Source organism: cyanobacterium endosymbiont of Epithemia turgida isolate EtSB Lake Yunoko (assembly GCF_000829235.1).
Classification (GTDB): Bacteria; Cyanobacteriota; Cyanobacteriia; order Cyanobacteriales; family Microcystaceae; genus Rippkaea.
Window position 1 is genome coordinate 2,476,165 of record NZ_AP012549.1, and the last position, 17,962, is coordinate 2,494,126.

At 35.2% G+C, this 17,962-nt stretch carries 19 protein-coding genes; 7 read left to right on the forward strand and 12 right to left on the reverse strand.

All coding sequences use genetic code 11. The features are described from left to right. The first annotated feature begins 136 nt into the window (after positions 1–136). Together ETSB_RS07725 and folE are read left to right on the forward strand one after the other, a co-directional pair. Entirely contained in the window at positions 137–877 is a 741-nt protein-coding gene (locus tag ETSB_RS07725) for an SDR family oxidoreductase (RefSeq protein WP_044107271.1), read from the forward strand. Positions 878–904: 27 nt separating this feature from the next. Beyond that, complete coding sequence (folE, locus tag ETSB_RS07730; RefSeq protein ID WP_044107272.1) at positions 905–1,624, forward strand: GTP cyclohydrolase I FolE; 720 nt, start codon at positions 905–907, stop codon at positions 1,622–1,624. Positions 1,625–1,726: 102 nt separating this feature from the next. Here the strand turns inward: folE and ETSB_RS07735 are convergent, their stop codons facing one another. The 5 genes from ETSB_RS07735 to csaB form a co-directional block, all read right to left on the reverse strand. Further along, a complete protein-coding gene (locus ETSB_RS07735) occupies positions 1,727–1,969 on the reverse strand; it encodes a hypothetical protein (protein WP_044107274.1) in 243 nt (80 codons plus the stop codon). Between the two features lie 98 nt (positions 1,970–2,067). Continuing rightward, the gene (gene rdgB, locus ETSB_RS07740; protein WP_044107275.1) at positions 2,068–2,637 is read right to left on the reverse strand and encodes an RdgB/HAM1 family non-canonical purine NTP pyrophosphatase; all 570 of its coding nucleotides are present in this window, start codon (positions 2,635–2,637) and stop codon (positions 2,068–2,070) included. Positions 2,638–2,801: 164 nt separating this feature from the next. After that, positions 2,802–2,939: a hypothetical protein gene (locus ETSB_RS10055; RefSeq protein WP_171816437.1), complete on the reverse strand. Its 138-nt coding sequence runs from the start codon at positions 2,937–2,939 to the stop codon at positions 2,802–2,804. A gap of 165 nt (positions 2,940–3,104) precedes the next feature. Next, positions 3,105–4,613, reverse strand: coding sequence for a 4-alpha-glucanotransferase (gene malQ / locus ETSB_RS07745; protein ID WP_044107277.1), 1,509 nt, complete (start codon positions 4,611–4,613; stop codon positions 3,105–3,107). A gap of 852 nt (positions 4,614–5,465) precedes the next feature. Next, positions 5,466–6,506 (reverse strand): polysaccharide pyruvyl transferase CsaB, encoded by a 1,041-nt coding sequence (gene csaB / locus ETSB_RS07750; protein ID WP_044107278.1) that lies wholly within the window; start codon positions 6,504–6,506, stop codon positions 5,466–5,468. Positions 6,507–6,591: 85 nt separating this feature from the next. Between csaB and ETSB_RS07755 the strand changes: the two genes are divergently transcribed. Next, on the forward strand, positions 6,592–7,095 hold the full coding sequence (locus ETSB_RS07755) for a CRR6 family NdhI maturation factor (protein WP_044107279.1): 504 nt from the start codon (positions 6,592–6,594) through the stop codon (positions 7,093–7,095). A 12-nt stretch (positions 7,096–7,107) separates the two neighbouring features. On the opposite strand, the gene ETSB_RS07760 is transcribed toward ETSB_RS07755, so the two are convergent. From ETSB_RS07760 to moeB, 6 genes are all read right to left on the reverse strand, one after another. Beyond that, positions 7,108–8,043 (reverse strand): serine hydrolase, encoded by a 936-nt coding sequence (locus ETSB_RS07760; protein ID WP_044107281.1) that lies wholly within the window; start codon positions 8,041–8,043, stop codon positions 7,108–7,110. 75 nt (positions 8,044–8,118) lie between these two features. Beyond that, positions 8,119–9,555: a signal recognition particle protein gene (ffh, locus tag ETSB_RS07765; protein WP_044107282.1), complete on the reverse strand. Its 1,437-nt coding sequence runs from the start codon at positions 9,553–9,555 to the stop codon at positions 8,119–8,121. Positions 9,556–10,329: 774 nt separating this feature from the next. Then, positions 10,330–10,623 carry a cell division topological specificity factor MinE gene (minE, locus tag ETSB_RS07770; RefSeq protein WP_044107691.1) on the reverse strand — a complete coding sequence of 98 codons (294 nt, stop codon included), beginning with the start codon at positions 10,621–10,623 and terminating at the stop codon, positions 10,330–10,332. A 24-nt stretch (positions 10,624–10,647) separates the two neighbouring features. After that, the gene (gene minD, locus ETSB_RS07775; protein WP_044107283.1) at positions 10,648–11,448 is read right to left on the reverse strand and encodes a septum site-determining protein MinD; all 801 of its coding nucleotides are present in this window, start codon (positions 11,446–11,448) and stop codon (positions 10,648–10,650) included. 77 nt (positions 11,449–11,525) lie between these two features. After that, entirely contained in the window at positions 11,526–12,332 is an 807-nt protein-coding gene (minC, locus tag ETSB_RS07780) for a septum site-determining protein MinC (RefSeq protein WP_044107284.1), read from the reverse strand. Between the two features lie 997 nt (positions 12,333–13,329). Beyond that, positions 13,330–14,502 (reverse strand): molybdopterin-synthase adenylyltransferase MoeB, encoded by a 1,173-nt coding sequence (moeB, locus tag ETSB_RS07785; RefSeq protein WP_044107286.1) that lies wholly within the window; start codon positions 14,500–14,502, stop codon positions 13,330–13,332. Between the two features lie 1,239 nt (positions 14,503–15,741). Between moeB and ETSB_RS07790 the strand changes: the two genes are divergently transcribed. Next, complete coding sequence (locus ETSB_RS07790) at positions 15,742–15,933, forward strand: hypothetical protein (protein WP_044107287.1); 192 nt, start codon at positions 15,742–15,744, stop codon at positions 15,931–15,933. 142 nt (positions 15,934–16,075) lie between these two features. On the opposite strand, the gene ETSB_RS07795 is transcribed toward ETSB_RS07790, so the two are convergent. After that, positions 16,076–16,552, reverse strand: a complete 477-nt coding sequence (locus ETSB_RS07795; protein ID WP_044107288.1) for a Mov34/MPN/PAD-1 family protein — start codon at positions 16,550–16,552, stop codon at positions 16,076–16,078. A 231-nt stretch (positions 16,553–16,783) separates the two neighbouring features. On the opposite strand from ETSB_RS07795, the gene ETSB_RS07800 reads away from it, so the two are divergent. From ETSB_RS07800 to ETSB_RS10380, 3 genes are all read left to right on the forward strand, one after another. Next, positions 16,784–17,107, forward strand: coding sequence for a phasin family protein (locus ETSB_RS07800; RefSeq protein WP_044107290.1), 324 nt, complete (start codon positions 16,784–16,786; stop codon positions 17,105–17,107). A gap of 100 nt (positions 17,108–17,207) precedes the next feature. Further along, entirely contained in the window at positions 17,208–17,354 is a 147-nt protein-coding gene (locus ETSB_RS10060) for a hypothetical protein (RefSeq protein WP_171816438.1), read from the forward strand. Positions 17,355–17,551: 197 nt separating this feature from the next. Beyond that, entirely contained in the window at positions 17,552–17,698 is a 147-nt protein-coding gene (locus tag ETSB_RS10380) for an FKBP-type peptidyl-prolyl cis-trans isomerase (RefSeq protein WP_408643908.1), read from the forward strand. Positions 17,699–17,962: the final 264 nt, after the last annotated feature.

A 17,962-nucleotide genomic window follows, 5' to 3' on the forward strand; every position in this document is an offset into this window, starting at 1 on the left:
GGCAACTGAGGAATTCCTGACAAATCAATTTCCATTATTTCCTGAAACTATCTAAGTTGCCTAGGAGGACTAGCTTAGTGTAATGATAAAAACTTTCAGCGAGGATGCAGTGTAGATACTGAAGCAGAAGCGTATCATGAGTTTTTCTTCAAGTCATTCTTCAAGTCAACTTCGAGCTATTATTACGGGAGCCAGCAGTGGTATTGGAGAAGCTACCACCCTGACTTTTGCTAAGGCTGGGATAAATCTCGCCTTAATCAGCCGTCCTTCAGATAAATTAAAAGCAGTTGCTAAAGCAGCCCAAGAGGTAGGGGTCTTAGCTCAAGCCTACGGGATCGATTTGTGCCAACTAGCCGAGATACCAGGAAAAGTACGACAAATTGCCGATAGTTTTGGAGGGATTGACATTATTGTTAATAATGCGGGAATGGGTTATACCAATCGCCTAGCAGATACCTCTCTGTCAGACTGGCAAAAGGTGATGGATCTAAACTTGACCAGTGTGTTTCAATGTGTTCGGGGAATTTTGCCCCAGATGCGTAAGCAAGGTCATGGAACGATTATTAATGTATCTTCGATCGCTGCTTCTAATACATTTACTAAATGGGGAGCCTATAGCGTCAGTAAAGCTGGCTTAGCTACTTTTTCTAGAATTTTAGCAGCTGAAGAACAGGTTAATGGTATTCGTATCATCACCATTAACCCTGGAGCAGTTCATACTCCCATCTGGGATACAGACACTGTTCAAGTGGATTTTAATCGTTCTGCTATGCTCGACCCCTATACCGTCGCTCAAACTATTCTTCAGGCGGCACTCTTGCCAGCAGAAGCTGTAATTGAAGAAATAACCATTGTACCTAGTGCTGGAACTCTGTAAGCCCAGATAAGTGTTTTTAATTTAATCATGACAATAGCGTCTTCTAAAGGATTCAATCCCCTTGATTCTAATGGCTTCAACAATCTCAGCCCCAGTCTGGTCGAATGTGTTTCCAGTCAACCAGACCATAATGCTCACGATGGAGAACAAGTACATTTTCGTCCAGCTGAGAAACCTAACAAAGAAAAAATAATGGCGGCTGTCCGAACTATCTTAGAAGCCTTAGGAGAAGATCCTGATCGAGAGGGATTATTGAAAACTCCTAAACGAGTTGCAGAAGCCATGGCGTTTCTAACTGATGGGTATAATCAATCTCTAAAATCCTTAGTCAATGATGCCATTTTTGACGAAGGGCACAGTGAGATGGTTTTAGTGCGAGATATCCATTTTTCTAGTCTCTGTGAACATCATATGCTCCCGTTTATAGGAAAAGCCCACGTTGCATATATTCCTAATCAGAAAGTAGTCGGACTCAGTAAACTGGCGAGGATTGTAGAAATGTATTCCCGTCGTTTACAAGTACAAGAACGCTTAACTCATCAAATTGCGGAAGCAATCCAAGAAATTTTATATCCTCAAGGAGTAGCAGTCGTAATGGAAGCAACTCATATGTGTATGGTGATGAGAGGGGTGCAAAAACTAGGTTCTTCGACTGTTACTAGTACGATGTTAGGAGTCTTCCAAGAAGAACAAAAAACCCGTGAAGAGTTCCTAAATTTTATTCGTCGTCAACCTAGCTTTTTTTAGCTTAATCTAACAGGATTAGCTTTTACACAAGAACCTCTTAATTAAATTAATAGGTTCTTGTGTCACTTTCTTAGTTCATCACTAAATCGAAGTTAGAGAATCTTATCTATTTTTGTTTTCTGATTTCATCATAAACTTATTTTCTTTGTAAGCTTTAGCAGAAGCTCTCATCCAAATTGTTACTGCCAAAGTGAATGGGAAAAACATTACTCCAAAACCAATCAATAGAGGATGCTCTCTAGCAAACAGAACACTTCTTAAAACTACAATAATTCCAACGCAGTAAAGTAAGCCTAATATGGGAAGTCCTAACACTAATAACGCGAACCGATTATCCTTATCCATGCTAACAGCTATCTTAAAAAAACTAAACGATAAATAAAATAATCATTATGATGATTTTCAACATTTTATTTTTCTCTCTACAGTCATCTTAGTATAGTTTATATTTTATATAAGTGGGGAAGTAAAGCTTCAAATGCTTTACCTCGATGACTCACTTTACGTTTAATGTCTGGCGGCATTTGGGCAAAGGTTTGTTTATATTGAGGAACATAAAAAATAGGATCGTAACCAAATCCTCCCATTCCTCTCGGACTGGTAAGAATTTCTCCAGGACAAATGCCTTCACTGTGTAGGGCAATTGAACCATCCTGACGAGCGATCGCAATAGCACACACAAATTGTCCCTGACGCTGGTCTGCCTTCCCTAATTCTCTTAGCAACCGTTCAATACGATCTCTATCTGTTTTACCGTATCGAGCTGAATATATTCCTGGGGCACCCTTTAGGGCATCAACTGTCAACCCCGAATCATCAGCAATCGCCCACTCTCCTAGGGCTTGAGCCACTTTAGAGGCTTTCAAGCAAGCATTTTCAATAAATGTCGTTCCTGTTTCTTCAATTTCTAAGGTATCTGGCTTTAATTGTAATTTCCAGTCTAACTCGATTAAATAGTTTCGTATCTCTTTAAGTTTTCCAGGATTACTTGTGGCAACAATTAGTTTTTTCATTGAAAATTAATGAATTATTAATAACTATTTACTCATAACTGTTTACTAAGCTTTAGGGAACTATTATCAATAGATTTTCTTCTTTCAATGCAGAGGTTCATTGCTCTTGCAAGAACTTCTCTTGTCACCAAGAATTGCTCTATACTTTTGGTGGTTTATTGAAGTCACAAAACTCTATTTTCCTTGAGGTTGGTGTCTTCAAAACCACCAGAGGCTTTTTTTTGGGCTCCTCGAGAAAAAGAAAAAAGTAGATCTACAGAAATCATGGGACGTGATGCCACGTCGTCGTACCTAAAGCCCATTGATTTTCACTAATTCCAGTATAATTCCATCCTAGTTTAGGTTACCATCAGAACAATTAGCCTAAATTACATTAAAGACTGTTTACACACAGTTGCTCAATGTTTTTTTGATAAATAATCTTTAGGATTAATAGCTGCGATCTAAGTATTCCAATCTTCAGTTTCTTAATGAACTATACGTCCATATAATTCCGTTAAAAATTGCAAATGTTTAGTTAATTCTGGAGTTAGTGCGTTAGGACAGTATCGCCATTCCCAATTACCATCAGCTAGACCAGGGGTATTCATTCTTGCTGTTTCCGTCAAACCGAGTAAATCTTGTAAGGGAAAGATGGCTCGATTGGCGACAGATCCCATAGCTAAGCGAATTAGACTCCAGTGAATTCCTTGGGAACAAATACCACCTAAATAGTCTGTAATTCTCATATTTTCTTCGAAACTACGTTCTGAAAACCATCCTACTGTAGTGTTGTTGTCGTGGGTTCCTGTATAAACAACACAGTTATGGTTGGTATAATTGTAAGGGAGAAAAGGATTAGCACGATCACTATCAAAAGCAAAATGGAGAAGTTTCATCCCTGGAAGATTAAATTTATCTCTTAACGATTCAACTTCTGGGGTAATGACCCCTAAATCTTCAGCAACAATCGGCAATTCACCTAATTCGTTTTTAAGACATTGAAAAAATTTTTCTCCTGGGGCTTTCAGCCATTCCCCATTCTCAGCTGTAGTTTCTCCTTGGGGAACTGCCCAATAAGCCTCAAAACCTCGGAAATGGTCAATCCTAACAACATCAAGATATTCTAATGTTCTTTTAAACCGTTGAATCCACCATTTAAAGTTAATTTTTTCAAGTTTTTCCCAATTGTAAACTGGATTTCCCCACAATTGTCCCGTAGAACTGAAATAATCTGGAGGAACGCCAGCCATTAACGATGTGGCTTGAGTTGTTTCATTCAAACAGAAAAATTCAGCATTAGCCCAAACATCAACGCTATCGTAAGCGACATAAATGGGAATATCTCCAAAAATCTGAACGTTGCGATCATTAGCATATTTTTTTACCTTTTGCCACTGACGGAAAAATTCAAACTGAAGGAACTTATGGTAAAAAATTAATTCGGACAATCTTTCTGTCCAATACTGTATTGCTTCAGGTTGACGGGTAGCAATATCTTTATTCCAGTGTCTCCAAGTCTTTCCTGGATGAACTTCATGGAGAGACATAAAAAGGGCGTAATTTTCTAACCAATAGGAATGGTGCTTACAAAAGGTTTCGAAGTTTTGGCGTAGTTCATATAAAGCGTTAGTTTTAAAAGCATTACTAGCTTTTTTTAAAAGAGGAAACTTAGTTTTAATTACGAGGTTGTAGTCAACATAATCAGTCGGAAATTCTGGAAAATAAGCCAAATCTTCTTGGTCAACTAACCCATCCTCGTACAAAACATCTGGGCTAATTAATAAGGGATTTCCTGCTAAAGCGGAATAAGATAAGTAAGGAGAGTTGCCGTATCCAGTTGGGACTAAAGGAAGAACTTGCCAAATAGTTTGACCAGTTTTTTCCAAAAAATCAATGAAGCGATAGGAGCTTTCTCCCCAATCACCAATACCAAAGCGACTAGGTAGAGATGTTGGATGTAATAAAATACCACTGGCTCTTTGAGAAGATATCATGAATCACTCACTTTTTATATCCTACTTAATACAATAGGAACCTATGGTCCCACACAATCTAGTTTTTATTAGAGTTTGTCCTATTTCTCTTAAAGTTTGCTCTAGCTAAGAAGCAAAACAAGGAATTATTATCATTGTGGATAAAGATAGTTTTACTGAATCTGTAATGGATAACTGTCAGTATTAACATCTTAAATGCCTTATTGGGTAATTATTTTAGGTTTTCAAAGTCTACTTATTATATTAATTACCAAGTAAAAGTATGTTATTTGACATATTTTTACTATTTTAATTTCAGTTTAGTAAATTCATAACAATAAAGATTGTTTTTAAAAAAGTTACAAAAGTAAAGTATATAAATCGACTATAACAGAGTAAGCCTAGATTTAAAAGTATTTTATCTTCATATATTCAATTAAGTAGTCGAACACAAAAAAAAATCTGTAATAAACTATATTTTTTTTCAGGTTTAAAATAAAGACTTCTTGCCGAGCAAACTATCTTTTATTCAAAGAAAAAAAAGTCTTAAATTTAGCTTCTCAGCTAAAAACACAAAGGTAACCGAATTACTTTCAGGGCAAAATCAATATTTTTTTGTCTTTGCAATCGCTATATTTGTCTAGTTTGTAGCTTACGGTATCGGACACTTAATGATTTCCTGAAAGCATAATTTTAAATTATTTTTAAACCTATTTAACAAACTTCTAAATATACAAACTTCTAAATGTAATAAAAAAAAGTTTATTTTATAGCTCATTAATGTGGTCTATACTACAGTAATTTTGAATATATCTAATGATTCTAGAGTAACTTTCCAAGAACAGGTAAGTTTACATTAGCAATTCTCTTTCATCACTCACAAACCCGTTTTAAGATTTCTTGGTGTATCAAAGCCCGATCTATTAAAGATTGAAGGTAATTACGGTTTAATGTCTTCCCATTAGCATAGTGTGCTAACCACGCGCTACTAATAATATTGGGATCATCAGGAAGTTCAGTTAATTTCCATCCAGGTAAATTAATTTCTTCCATCAAACGGCTCACTTTAGGGTCATAACTCAGGGCAAAACACCGAGATTCTTCAGCTACTGCCATAATTAAACTATGAAGACGCATTCCAATAGTCATTTTGACTTCCCGAAAGAGCCCCTTTAATTCTCTAGGATCTTCTAGGTGGATAATCTGATGAGAACCAGGTAATTGTGAAGCAAGTGAATGAGCAATTGATAAGTCTTGGGAAGCTTGGAAAGGAACTAATAATAAACAAACATTAGTAGCTTTTTGAAAATCAATTAACGCTTTAGTCAAAATTTTTAGTCTTTGGGGAGTTAATTGGGGATGTTCTCGTAAATTAACAGCTACTCTAGGAGCAGGGATATCTACTAATCCTGGGATTGATTTTCCTGTCAAAGCCCAAACTGGGTCAGGAGCAATTAAAGGATTTATTTGCCATTGAGATACTAATTTAGCAGAAGCCCCATCCCTTACACTAACAGCCGTGCAACCCAAAAGAACTTGATGGGTTAGCCAACGGGTAAAAGGATGTCGTAAGGGGCCAATTCCTTGAGCCCAAGCGATAGTTTTTAAGCCTTCTTGTTGAGCCAAAGCCATCAATACAGCATAATAAATAGGACTTGCCCAACTTGTGACATCTTGCATTAAACTTCCTCCACCCCAAATGAACATATCAGAAGTTTTTAAAGCTTTTAAAATGGCAAAAGCTGAACGATTAGAACAACTGTTAACCCCATAACGTTTATGGGTTTGCTGTGGGTTTGCTGAGAGAACAATAGGCTGTATTTGAGACGGAAGCATCTGCAATAAAGAAACTAATAAGGCTTCATCTCCACCGTTTCCTTGACCATAATAACCACAAATAACTGCCTTTTTCATGTTTTAACGTCAGTGTTTATACCAATTCTCTAGGTCTATACTAGACTACGATAGACTAGACAACTTCTGACAAAACACTTAAAGAATGACTCATACGATTGTCTTACAACTGGATCATCTAATACGATTGGACTTATCTTCTGTCACCACCATTGTTGAACCGCTTTTGATAGAAGCAACACAGCCAAAAGCTTCCTCAAACGAGATCGTTTCCTATGAGCAAACTCTAAGTTTTGAAATTTATTATCCTCGTAGTTCCACTGATCTCAGAGAATTATCAGAAATTCCGGAGGTTCGCTTGTGGTTTATTCGTTTAGACTCAGTTTATCCCTGGATACCTTTCTTTTTAGATTGGAAAGGAGGGGAATTAGCCCGTTATTTTGCTATGTTGGTTCCTCATCAATTTAGCCGGACTGAGGGAATTCAATATAATCCGGAAGCTCTAGAAATTTTTATTATGCACAAATTATTTACTTTGTCTGATTGGCTAAAATTAAGGAGAATTCCTAGCATTGATCGTCTTCAGTCGATGGCAAGAATGTTTGGTTATGATCTCGATAAAGATTTTTTATATAGTCTCTTGTGCTGATGGTGAACAATTCTAAAGATTAGCCATTGCTGTCACAATTTTTTGAGAAATAAAAGGAATAATCGCTTTATTTTGACTATCTTGTCCTTCCGTAAAAACAACTAATAAATAAGGTTGATATCCAGGAATTTGAATATAAGCTGCATCGTGGCGAACTTTACTAGTCCAACCTGCTTTTGACCATAATTGGGCACTTGGAGGCAACCCTTCCCCTAAAAACCCAATAACTTGGTTTTCTTCCCCCGTAATATTAAAATTTTGGGGAGTTAGATTTCGTTTGAGCAATTCCATCATTTGTTGTGATCGCTTTGAAGAGACGGCAACCCCAGCAATGATACTATATAACAACTGAGCAACGGCATTAGTCGTCAACATATTACGATTTTCCATCATTTTCCCTACAAATACTCGTTCTCGACCATAAGGACCATCACACCAGGTTTTCTGATTCACATTAATAGCCTCTAATCCTTCCCACCCCAATGACTTAAAATAACGGTTGATAATGTTACGCTGGTGTTGCCAAGTGTCAAATGGACTCGCCGGTAACTCTGGTCCACTGGTGGTTCCTGTCAGTACGTCAACGACTAAACTAGTTGCATCATTGCTAGAGTTTACTACCATATCCCGAATGGCGCGGGTTAACTCCACTGACTCGGGAATCATTTTACCTTCTAGCCATTCATGAATCGCTACTAAGTAAAATAATTTGACGATACTTGCCGGATAGATGCGTTCAATTCCCCGATAACTAAATCCTCTGACGGAATATTTCCGGAATTCTTTGGCGGAAATTGCGCCCCCGGTATTAGCAATCACCGGAGAATTATAAACAACCCAAGTCAAGGCTAATTGATCAGGAGCTAATTGGGGAAACTCGGACCACGTAGCCTCCAAAGTTTGGCTACCAATTTGTTGTAGGGCGTCGTTTGAGTTAAAAAAAGCCATTGTAATCACTCTTCATATCTAAAAAGTTCTTTTAGGCTGTCTTAAAGATGGGCAATGCCAACTTTAGACTATCTTTTAAAGTTGGCCAAATCCTTTTTTTTTCTTGATCTTCTTCTTCTTTTTTTTCGTGCTACCATGACCACGAAACCCTGGAGGTATTTGTCCACCTATACCCGCAAACATTCCGCTGCCTATTTCAGACATAGGGGGCATTCTTCCTTGTCCCATTTGCTGCATCATACTCCGCATACGGGTAAAATTCTTGACCAATTCTCCGACTTTAGTTTCAGAATGGCCTGACCCCCTGGCAATACGACGACGACGACTGGGGGACTTAGCCAATAAATCAGGATTTATTCGTTCTTCAAAGGTCATGGAACTGATCATCGCCTCAGTTCGCTTAAGTTCAGTTTCTCCCTTCTCAATGTCTATATCATTGAGTTTATTCATCCCTGGAATCATTTTCAAAAGACCTCCTAATGATCCCATATTTTTCATCAGGTGCATTTGTTTAAGAAAGTCATTAAAATCAAATTTAGCCTCAACAATTTTTGATTGCATTTTTTCTAGATCTGCAATATCGATTTCTTCTTGAGCTTTTTCGACTAAAGTCAGAACATCTCCCATGTTTAAAATACGGGATGCCATGCGATCAGGATAAAATGCTTGTAAGGCTTCTACCTTTTCCCCAACTCCAATAAATTTAATTGGTTTTTCTGATATTTGACGAATAGATAGAGCTGCTCCTCCGCGCGTATCCCCATCCATTTTAGTAAGAATTGCGCCGGTAATGCCAATTTGTTCATGAAAGGTTCGGGTTAGGTTAGCCGCTTCTTGACCTGTCATGGCATCGACTACCAGGAGAATATCATCAGGTTTGATGGCGTCTTTGATCCGGATTAGTTCTACCATCATACTTTCGTCAATTTGCAGTCGTCCGGCAGTGTCAACAATCACAGTATCTAATCCCATTCCCTTAGCTTTTTCTACCCCTTGACGAGCAATATCAACAGGGTTTGCTTCACTTCCGAGTTCAAAGACAGGAACCTTAATTTGTTGTCCAAGGGCAATCAACTGGCTGATAGCTGCCGGACGGTAGACATCAGCAGCTACCATTAAGCAACTACGCTTTTCTTTATGAAGATAGAGCGCAAGTTTAGCAGTAGCAGTGGTTTTTCCTGTCCCTTGCAACCCGGCCATCAAGATGACTGTGGGAGACGTTTCAGCTTTAGCAAGGGACACATTACTTGTCCCCATCACCTTTACTAATTCGTCATAGACAATTTTTATCAATTGTTGACTAGGTCTAACCCCAGTAATTACCTCTGCACCGACGGCCGCCTTTTCAACATTTGCGACAAAATTTCTGACTACTTGGAGGTTAACATCTGCTTCTAGTAAAGCGCGACGCACTTGTATAAGAGCTTCTTGGATGTTAGTTTCAGTGATTTTATCTTGACCGCGTACTTTTTTCCAAGCGTCTTCTAAATGTTCGGCGAGAGCATCAAACATAGGGGTTTATTTTTGTGAAGTTGATAACTAACTATAAATAGTCAAGGATGATTTCCATATTTACCTATTGTAGACCGGGGTCAGGCTCTTCATCAATCCTGTAAAGTTTATTCACTAAAAAACATGACAAATTTATTCGAGTTTTTATTAGTTAAAGAACTTTTCACTATTTAATAATTTGTATTTTTTACTAATATCTTTAGGAGTTTATTTAGTGGCTGATGATAGTCACTGAATTTATTATGTGGATTCATCGATCAATAGTTAGACTAATTTTAGAACCTTATAAGCTGTTTGAGGATTTTCAAGCTGTTAATAAATACTAGCTAATAGAACATGTTAATTCTTCTCTGAAGAGAACGTAATCGGACAAAATATAGTCTAAATCATGCCGAATACAATAATTTATTTTAAAATCAAGATAACACCACTTTAAGTTATCGCTAAAATCAAGTTTCTGCTGGAGCAATTTTTGAACAACAACCCGAAAAATATTAATATATCTGTACTATAAATTAAGAACTAAAATAAGAAAACCAAAAAATAAAAACCAGTATTTTTACCTTAAATATTAATTAAGAACAACAACATGGAAAAATTAATAGTAAAACATTATATTCTTATCTTCTCAGATCAGAAAGTATTAGAAATATTTAACTACTGTCGACGAGTTTGAAGATAAACTCAAAAATTTTAAAAACAAAAGAAAAGTAAAAAAATAGCCAAGGTAGCTAAAGTTTCTATTCATCCCATTATTCGAAAGAAATAAACTTTTTAATCAGATTGGGGTGGAATTGAGGTTTTTTTACTTAAGCGACGAATAGGTAAGTTGGCTATAAGGGCGGTAATTCGTTGATCGCTTTCTAGGACAAACTCCATTTCTTCAGAATCAATATCCACATATCGACTCACCACTTCTAGTATGTCTTGACGCATAGATTCAAGTATTTCTGAACTTAGTCCAGCCCGATCATGGGCAATAACTACTTTTAGTCGGCGTTTGGCTTCTTCGGCACTTTTGGGAATACTTTTCCACGGAAAAAGGTTTTCTAGTTGGTCAAAAATCATGGGTTTTATTTTCATAGAAAGGACTTAACTACCGAAAAAGTGGCGACGAATACGAGTCATTAAGTTATCATGAGACGCCATCAAATCCAGATAAGGAATCTCTTGACCGTTCAAGCGTCGGGCAATATTGTTAAAAGCCATAGCCGGAACAGAAGGAGGTTCTTCTAAGACTAAGGGTTCTCCTCGGTTGGTCGAGATAATGATTCGTTCATCATCGGGAACAATTCCAATGAGAGGAATAACCAAAAGATCGATAATATCTTCGACGCTAATCATCTGATTTAGTTTTATCATTTGTGGTTTAATTCGATTAACTATTAATTGAATTTTTTCGAGATCTTCACTCTCCAATATCCCAACTATCCGATCTGCATCCCGAACAGCAGCCATTTCTGGGGTCGTGATGACAATAGCTTCTTTTGCAGCAACTATAGCATTACGAAAACCCATTTCAATTCCGGCTGGACTATCAATCAGAATATAATCAAAGTTTTCACTAATTTGTGCTACTAGCTGCTTCATTTGATCAGGGCTAATAGCTTCTTTAGTTCTATTTTGGGCGGCTGGTAACAGTACTAGATTAGGTTGACGTTTATCTTTAACTAAGGCTTTGTCGATAGAACATTGTCCTTCTAAAACATCGATTGAAGTATAGACAACTCTCTGTTCAAGTCCAAGTAATAAATCTAAATTTCTTAGTCCAAAATCTGCGTCAACTAAAGCAACTTTGTACCCGAAACTTGCTATAGCCAATCCTAAGTTAGCAGTAATGGTAGTTTTGCCAACGCCTCCCTTACCGGAGGTAATCACGATAATACGACTCATAATTTAATGTTCAATTTTAATGGCCGATGATAATTTAACTTCTACCGATATTATGACGAATTATTAATTTTTTAGCTCTACTCTTTGTTTTCATATTTTAGAATGTGGTTTTTGTTGAAATTTAGGGCTGGCTTCAAACGAATACTTTCAGAAGTAATATAAGCAACTTCAGGACTAAGAAACTCAGGTGTTCCTGACGGTGCTCTAGCAACCAATTCGGCAATGCGTAATTGGGTTGGTTGCATTTGCAGTGCCATAATGCAACATTCTGAGTTTCCTTTGGCTCCTGCATGGGCAATTCCTCGCAAACATCCCCAAATTAGAATGTCGCCATCAGCGATAATTTCTCCTCCAGGATTGATATCTCCTTGGATTATAATGTTCCCAGGATGGCAAATAGTAACTCCTGAGCGTACTGTTGTTTTTAGGTAAAGAGGCTCAGCTAAGGGAAACAAAGTCGGTTGTCCTTCAGAAAACAATGAGCTTCTAAAAACTTCCTGTTCTACTGAGTAACCCGCAATTGCTGCTACTACAGCAGTTTGACGGCGACTAGTGTGAATACTATTAAGTTTTAGATTGACATTTTCCATAATCTCCCCAATACTTTGTAATTGTCTACTATCGAGTAAACGATTTTGTACTACTAAATGTACTGGCATTCCCGATGTCCACGTTCCTTGATGATAGGTCAGACAATGTTTTATATCCTGGAAGATCTTTGTCCAATCTTTCAGAGGATCTTGTTCCTTTTTAGTTATCTTAGGCAATATCAATAAGAGTTTTTTCCCTTCACTCTTTAAATGAACTTGGGAATAAACTCCAGAAGAGGAAGAGGCTGGTTCGTGGTTTGCCCATTCTGAGTAAATATTTGGCTTGAGGCTCATCGGTTGAAAGAATAAAAAATTAAAATTTAAGCTTAGCATTAAGTTGTTAAAGTAGTTAGGGTAAGCTCTCAATAGAAGATTAGTAATCAAGAAAAAAAGAATATCATTTAGCTCTGATTAGAAATTTTTAAATTAATATTTAAAATATTTATTGATCTCTAACTTAGTTAAATTAAATAACCTTAAAACCCTTGAATTTTACTTTTCAAAGAAAGATGTTTATTGTCTATTAATTATCAAGGTGATAGTTTTGCCTATACACAGTTTAAATTTTTAAAATTTAAACTGTGTATAGCGAAGTTTATGCTGTAAAAATAAAAATTGAAATGTGGCCATAACATTACTATTCATTGATAGGCTCTTTGCTAGCTATAAAGACGATATAAGTCTTATTTATCTGTGAGAATAAGGTTTAATAAATCCCTATTACTTGTTTGCGAGAAAACTTATAATCAAGAATTAACAGGTTATATATATTTTTAACAGCTAATTGATAACCTAGGTTTTTATTATTCGTTAAATAAACTTTATATTCTTCATATACTAAAATAATTTTCGTTAATTACTATATAAATTTATTTAATAAATGATTTCTACTTTTTTAACAAAGAAATTTATCAAAAATAATATTTTTGAGATATTTTTTCTGAGTTTTTTAACTTTACTCTTTATAATGTTTTTTAGTGATTATAAAAAACATTATCTGTCTGTAGAGATATTACCCACAATTTTATAATTGATATATTTTTTGAGTATAAACAAGCATCAAATATTTCTTAATACTAATAAACTTAAAACAAAAATACTAGTTTATTAGTATCAATCAGGAATAACAACAGATATATTATGATTGATTTATCGATATTTCTTTAGTGACATACTTAGTAATTAGATGAAATCGTTATCTTAAGAAAAAATCTACCCCTAAATCAGGCAAAGGTAGATTACTTGACTAATATATTTTATTTGATTAAAAATCTGGGGGACAGCAGTAACATTAATATTGAGGAATGTCAGGATCAACTTCTTTACTCCAAGCTGTAATTCCACCTTTAACATTACTTCCTAAAATTCCCTTTTCCTTGAGAATTCCTAACGCTTTAGCTGACCGTACTCCTGTCTTACAATGGGCAATAACTTTTTTATTTTGTGATAATATGCGAATTTTTTCTACTCCTCTTCCATCTTCAATATCTGGCAAAGGAACTAAAATTGACCCTGGAATTTTAGCTATTTCGTACTCGTTGACATTACGAACATCAATTAAGACAAAAGTATTTGTACCATAATTAATTAGGTCTTTGAGTTCTTTAACGGTAATTTCAGGAATAGTTGTCTTTTCCTGGGCTTCCACTGCTTGTGCTTGAGGGATTCCACAGAATTGTTCGTAGTCGATGAGTTTATCAATTAGCGGACGTTCAGGGTTAGGTCGTAATGTCAACTCACGGAATTTCATATCCCAGGCATTATACAGTAATAAACGTCCACTGAGAGTATTTTCCGCTCCTAGGACAATCTTAATGGCTTCAGTGGCTTGGATTGTTCCAATAATACCACAAAGTACGCCTAAAACTCCCCCTTCTGCACAAGAAGGAACCATTCCAGGAGGTGGAGGTTCGGGATATAAGTCACGGTAGTTAGGACCTCCTTGGTAGTTAAAGACCGTTGCTTGTCCTTCGAAGCGAAAGATCGACCCATAGATATTGGGTTTATTAAGTAAAACGCAAGCATCATTAGTCAAATACCGAGTTGGGAAATTATCCGTCCCATCAATAACAACATCATAGGACTTAAGAATTTCTAGCGCATTTTCCGAAGATAAGTGAGTTTCATATAAATTTACTTGGCAGTAGGGGTTAATCTGTAAAATTCGGTCTTTTGCGGATTGAATTTTTGGTTTTCCTATCCAAGATATCCCATGAATGATTTGACGTTGTAAGTTAGAACTATCAACAATATCAAAGTCAACAATTCCAATACATCCAATTCCTGCGGCCGCTAAGTACAGGAGTAAAGGAGATCCAAGTCCCCCTGTCCCTATACACAGAACACTGGCTGCCTTGAGGCGTTTTTGTCCATCTAGTCCTACTTCTGGAAGAATAATGTGACGAGAGTATCTTTGAAACTCTTCTTTATCGAGTTCGATTTCTTGTAAATTGGGATTTAGCATAGGCGTCGCCTGACTAATTAAGTGTCACGTTAGTTTCTTGATAAGCACTCAACCAGTTATTGTAGCAGATCTCTTTTAACTGAATATCTACATATAGAAAAACCTTAGCTTATACTCCTGCTGTATTAACTTTAATTGACATTTCTTTTATCAACTATTTAAAAGTAAATTATTTACCCAATCTATAATTAGCGATGATTTTAATATAAATTAAATTTTAAGTTTATTAAAAATTACTCATATTTAGTTAAATAAAAATTAACCTACTATATATTTTTTTATAAAATTAAATAATTAAGCGTATATTTTTTTAGTAAAATTTTAATTTTATTTTTTCTATTTTTATTTACCAATGTAGCTGGTTTAAGTGCTGGTTTGGCGGGATTAATGATGTTGGTAGGTAAAGTATCAAATAGGATTAATGTTCCAGTCATTGATTAGTTGAGCGATCATACTTATTTTTATTGGAAAAGATGCTATCCTTGGATGTTATTTAGAGCAGTTCATTTGGGAATAACTTCTATTTTATCATGAGGAGTTAGTCTTACTAGTAATTATATATTTTTATCTATTATAAAGTGGCTTATTGATTATTTAATAAATATTAAATATCAGGTTTTTACCCTATTAAAATTGATCTATTTAGTTAAATATGATAGAATATATATAAAATTTATTAATTTTTAATCTTACTATCAGAATTTTTTTATAGCCTTTCCACAAATAATTTTTGCAAAGATTCATAATACAAAACAACAGTATTTGTTAATGAAATTAATTTTTTCTTTACTCGCAATACTGATAAAAAGGAATGAAAATTATACTTTATCTTTTACAAAATAATTATGTTTGGTATTTAATAATTGTTATTTGTTGAGTATTTAAATAATTAAATTAATTATTTTTTTATATAACTTATTATATTAAATCACGAACAATTTGCGTTATGTAAATTGCTATTATACCTAAAAGTACAGTATTATTTATACTACTTTTTTTAAGGGTATACCTTCTATAATTTGTGTAGGATTAGGACTATTTTTTTTTACAATCAGGACAAGTAGTATTATTGCATTTTTTGCTGTTATGGCTGGTATTGGAATTGCAACTGCTTATATTGTTCCCTGGTCAATGTTGCTGGATGTAATAGATTGAGATGAGTTAAATACTGGATAAAGACGAGAAGGTATTTTTTTTTTAGTAGTGGAATAGTCATAAAAAATAGAAGTTGCTTTAGCCTTGTTTTTTATAAGTAAAATCTTAGATTGGTCAGGGTATATTGGTTCCGGTGGAAGAGTACAAGCAGAGTCAACTTTATGGGTAATTTTGATTATTGTCAGCCCTATTTATACAGGGACTTTATTCATTGGATTAGTTTTAGGCTATTTTTGTCTAATTACTCGACAAGTTCACTGGGAAATATTACTTTGACTTAGTTCTCATCATGCCTATTTAAAATAGTCTTAAAAAGAGATTAACTGACTTCAATTACGTCCTAATGCAGCACAAGATAACATATACTGTCGTTAGATAATTTAGAATTGACTCACTTTAAATGGACAATAGCTTAGTTCTAATCAACTCTTATGATTTTTATATCTTCATGTTTAAAATTTTTTGTATCATCTAACTGCCAACTTGTAACCCTATTAACTTGATTTGAAGTAGTTGAAACAATAATATATGAATATTCAGCCCAAGCGATTGCCCGATCAAATTCTGAGGGAACGGCTATATGATTAGGATGGGAATGGTAAATACCAATAATCTGCAATTGACGATTACGGGCTTCTTTTTGTATTTTTACAAGTATTGACGGGGCAATACTAAAACGGTTATGCTTGCCTAAATATTGGTCGACATTATCAATAATATTGGGTAATATCTTATTTTCTTCGAGAGTCCAATTATTTTTTGTTGGAAAAACTTCAATTATTTGTTTTTGATTGTTTTTAAGCACACCAAGAAGCAAACCACAACATTCTTCTGGATAAATTGTCAAGGCGTGGTTATAAATCTGATTTAGGTGCTTTAAAGTAATAAAAATCACAACGTTCAGTTTTAAGTTAAATTAAAATTATTGTAATGTAAATCTAAGCAAAATACAGTCTTGACTCCTAAACTAATTATCAGTTTATTATTCATCTTGAGGTACTTCACCTAAACTTAATCCTCAACGGAGAGGTCAAGTTGTCAAAGATTTTGGTATGGTTATAATCAATGAGTCTTTTGGCTATCAATTAGGAGTACGGGAGCATGATTTTAGAGGTAATGAAAATTCATGGATAGTAGTGACTGGATGAAACAGTTATTGTTAGTAGGAATCGGTACAACCTCACTAGTTGCCGAAAAAATCAAAGAGGTAAGTGATCAGTGGGTTAAAGATGGCCGAATCGATTCGAAAGAAGCTCAAAGATTTGTTGAGGATGTAATGCAACAGATTAAAGTAGGACAAGGTAACTTTGAAAGTACGATGGAACGTCAATTGCAAAACATGCTACAAGATTTAGGCGTTTCTCGTCAGTCCGAAATGGATGAATTGCGTGGGCGTATTGATCGTTTAGAACGTCAGATTAGAGATCTAGAAAACAAAATGTGGCGTTAGGTCAAGCAAGTAAAGTTAAAAAAAATAATTATGCTGTAGATTTATATTAGTTTTGGGATTATTACCGCTTTTAGCTTGCTTATTATTCTTGGTGAGATTTTTGTTTAACACGCCAAACAAAATACAGGCAATCACCGAAGGTAAGCTTTCAATGATTGCTTCTCTAACGAATAGAGAATTATTACAAATAGCCTTAAACACTTTAAATCAAGGGAATCAACAAAATGGAGCCCCAAAATACTGTTGAAACTGATTGTGGACTTTAATACGTCAAAATTAAAGAAGGGATAAAAGATTTTCTAAGTAAAAGCCAGACACTGACGGCACACCATACGGAAATCCTAGAGAATGGGAAAAAAATTTAACAGTTTTTGTTATTGTAGCCGACTCTTCTCCTTCAGAATCGCTGTGGGACAAGTAATTAAAGTGTAGGACGGAGGAGTAATAAGTATGAAAGTAGGAAGCTGCCGTACCCTAATTTTACTGAAATTAGGGTACGGCGCAAGGGGTAGAGGGGGCGTTATTCCTCCCAATGCTACCTCAGGTTTTAATTTAGGATTGTTAGGAATAAAATTAATTTTTCCTATTTAAATATAAATTTAAAATGTCTAATAACTTAGACTATTAATCGATCTTTTCAAAGCTGAAAATAAATCCTGGTAATGTCTCTTCATTAATCCGGATAGAATATAAAATTTCTCTGAATTTATTAAAAATGTATTCCTCTATCATTGACATTTTGTACATAAGTATTAGGATAAGATTTTTTTGACGTGGAATAACTATTTTGTTAAAGCTACAATCCTTATCTCTAGCTTAAAATTAGGTAGGTTCTCCGCGACGTTATATCTGCCG

Bases quoted from the DNA above. Each gene is read 5' to 3' on its own strand.
- ETSB_RS07725 (WP_044107271.1), top strand. From the start codon at position 137: ATGAGTTTTTCTTCAAGTCATTCTTCAAGTCAACTTCGAGCTATTATT.
- folE (WP_044107272.1), top strand. From the start codon at position 905: ATGACAATAGCGTCTTCTAAAGGATTCAATCCCCTTGATTCTAATGGC.
- ETSB_RS07735 (WP_044107274.1), bottom strand. From the start codon at position 1,969: ATGGATAAGGATAATCGGTTCGCGTTATTAGTGTTAGGACTTCCCATA.
- rdgB (WP_044107275.1), bottom strand. From the start codon at position 2,637: ATGAAAAAACTAATTGTTGCCACAAGTAATCCTGGAAAACTTAAAGAG.
- ETSB_RS10055 (WP_171816437.1), bottom strand. From the start codon at position 2,939: ATGGGCTTTAGGTACGACGACGTGGCATCACGTCCCATGATTTCTGTA.
- malQ (WP_044107277.1), bottom strand. From the start codon at position 4,613: ATGATATCTTCTCAAAGAGCCAGTGGTATTTTATTACATCCAACATCT.
- csaB (WP_044107278.1), bottom strand. From the start codon at position 6,506: ATGAAAAAGGCAGTTATTTGTGGTTATTATGGTCAAGGAAACGGTGGA.
- ETSB_RS07755 (WP_044107279.1), top strand. From the start codon at position 6,592: ATGACTCATACGATTGTCTTACAACTGGATCATCTAATACGATTGGAC.
- ETSB_RS07760 (WP_044107281.1), bottom strand. From the start codon at position 8,043: ATGGCTTTTTTTAACTCAAACGACGCCCTACAACAAATTGGTAGCCAA.
- ffh (WP_044107282.1), bottom strand. From the start codon at position 9,555: ATGTTTGATGCTCTCGCCGAACATTTAGAAGACGCTTGGAAAAAAGTA.
- minE (WP_044107691.1), bottom strand. From the start codon at position 10,623: ATGATTTTTGACCAACTAGAAAACCTTTTTCCGTGGAAAAGTATTCCC.
- minD (WP_044107283.1), bottom strand. From the start codon at position 11,448: ATGAGTCGTATTATCGTGATTACCTCCGGTAAGGGAGGCGTTGGCAAA.
- minC (WP_044107284.1), bottom strand. From the start codon at position 12,332: ATGAGCCTCAAGCCAAATATTTACTCAGAATGGGCAAACCACGAACCA.
- moeB (WP_044107286.1), bottom strand. From the start codon at position 14,502: ATGCTAAATCCCAATTTACAAGAAATCGAACTCGATAAAGAAGAGTTT.
- ETSB_RS07800 (WP_044107290.1), top strand. From the start codon at position 16,784: ATGGATAGTAGTGACTGGATGAAACAGTTATTGTTAGTAGGAATCGGT.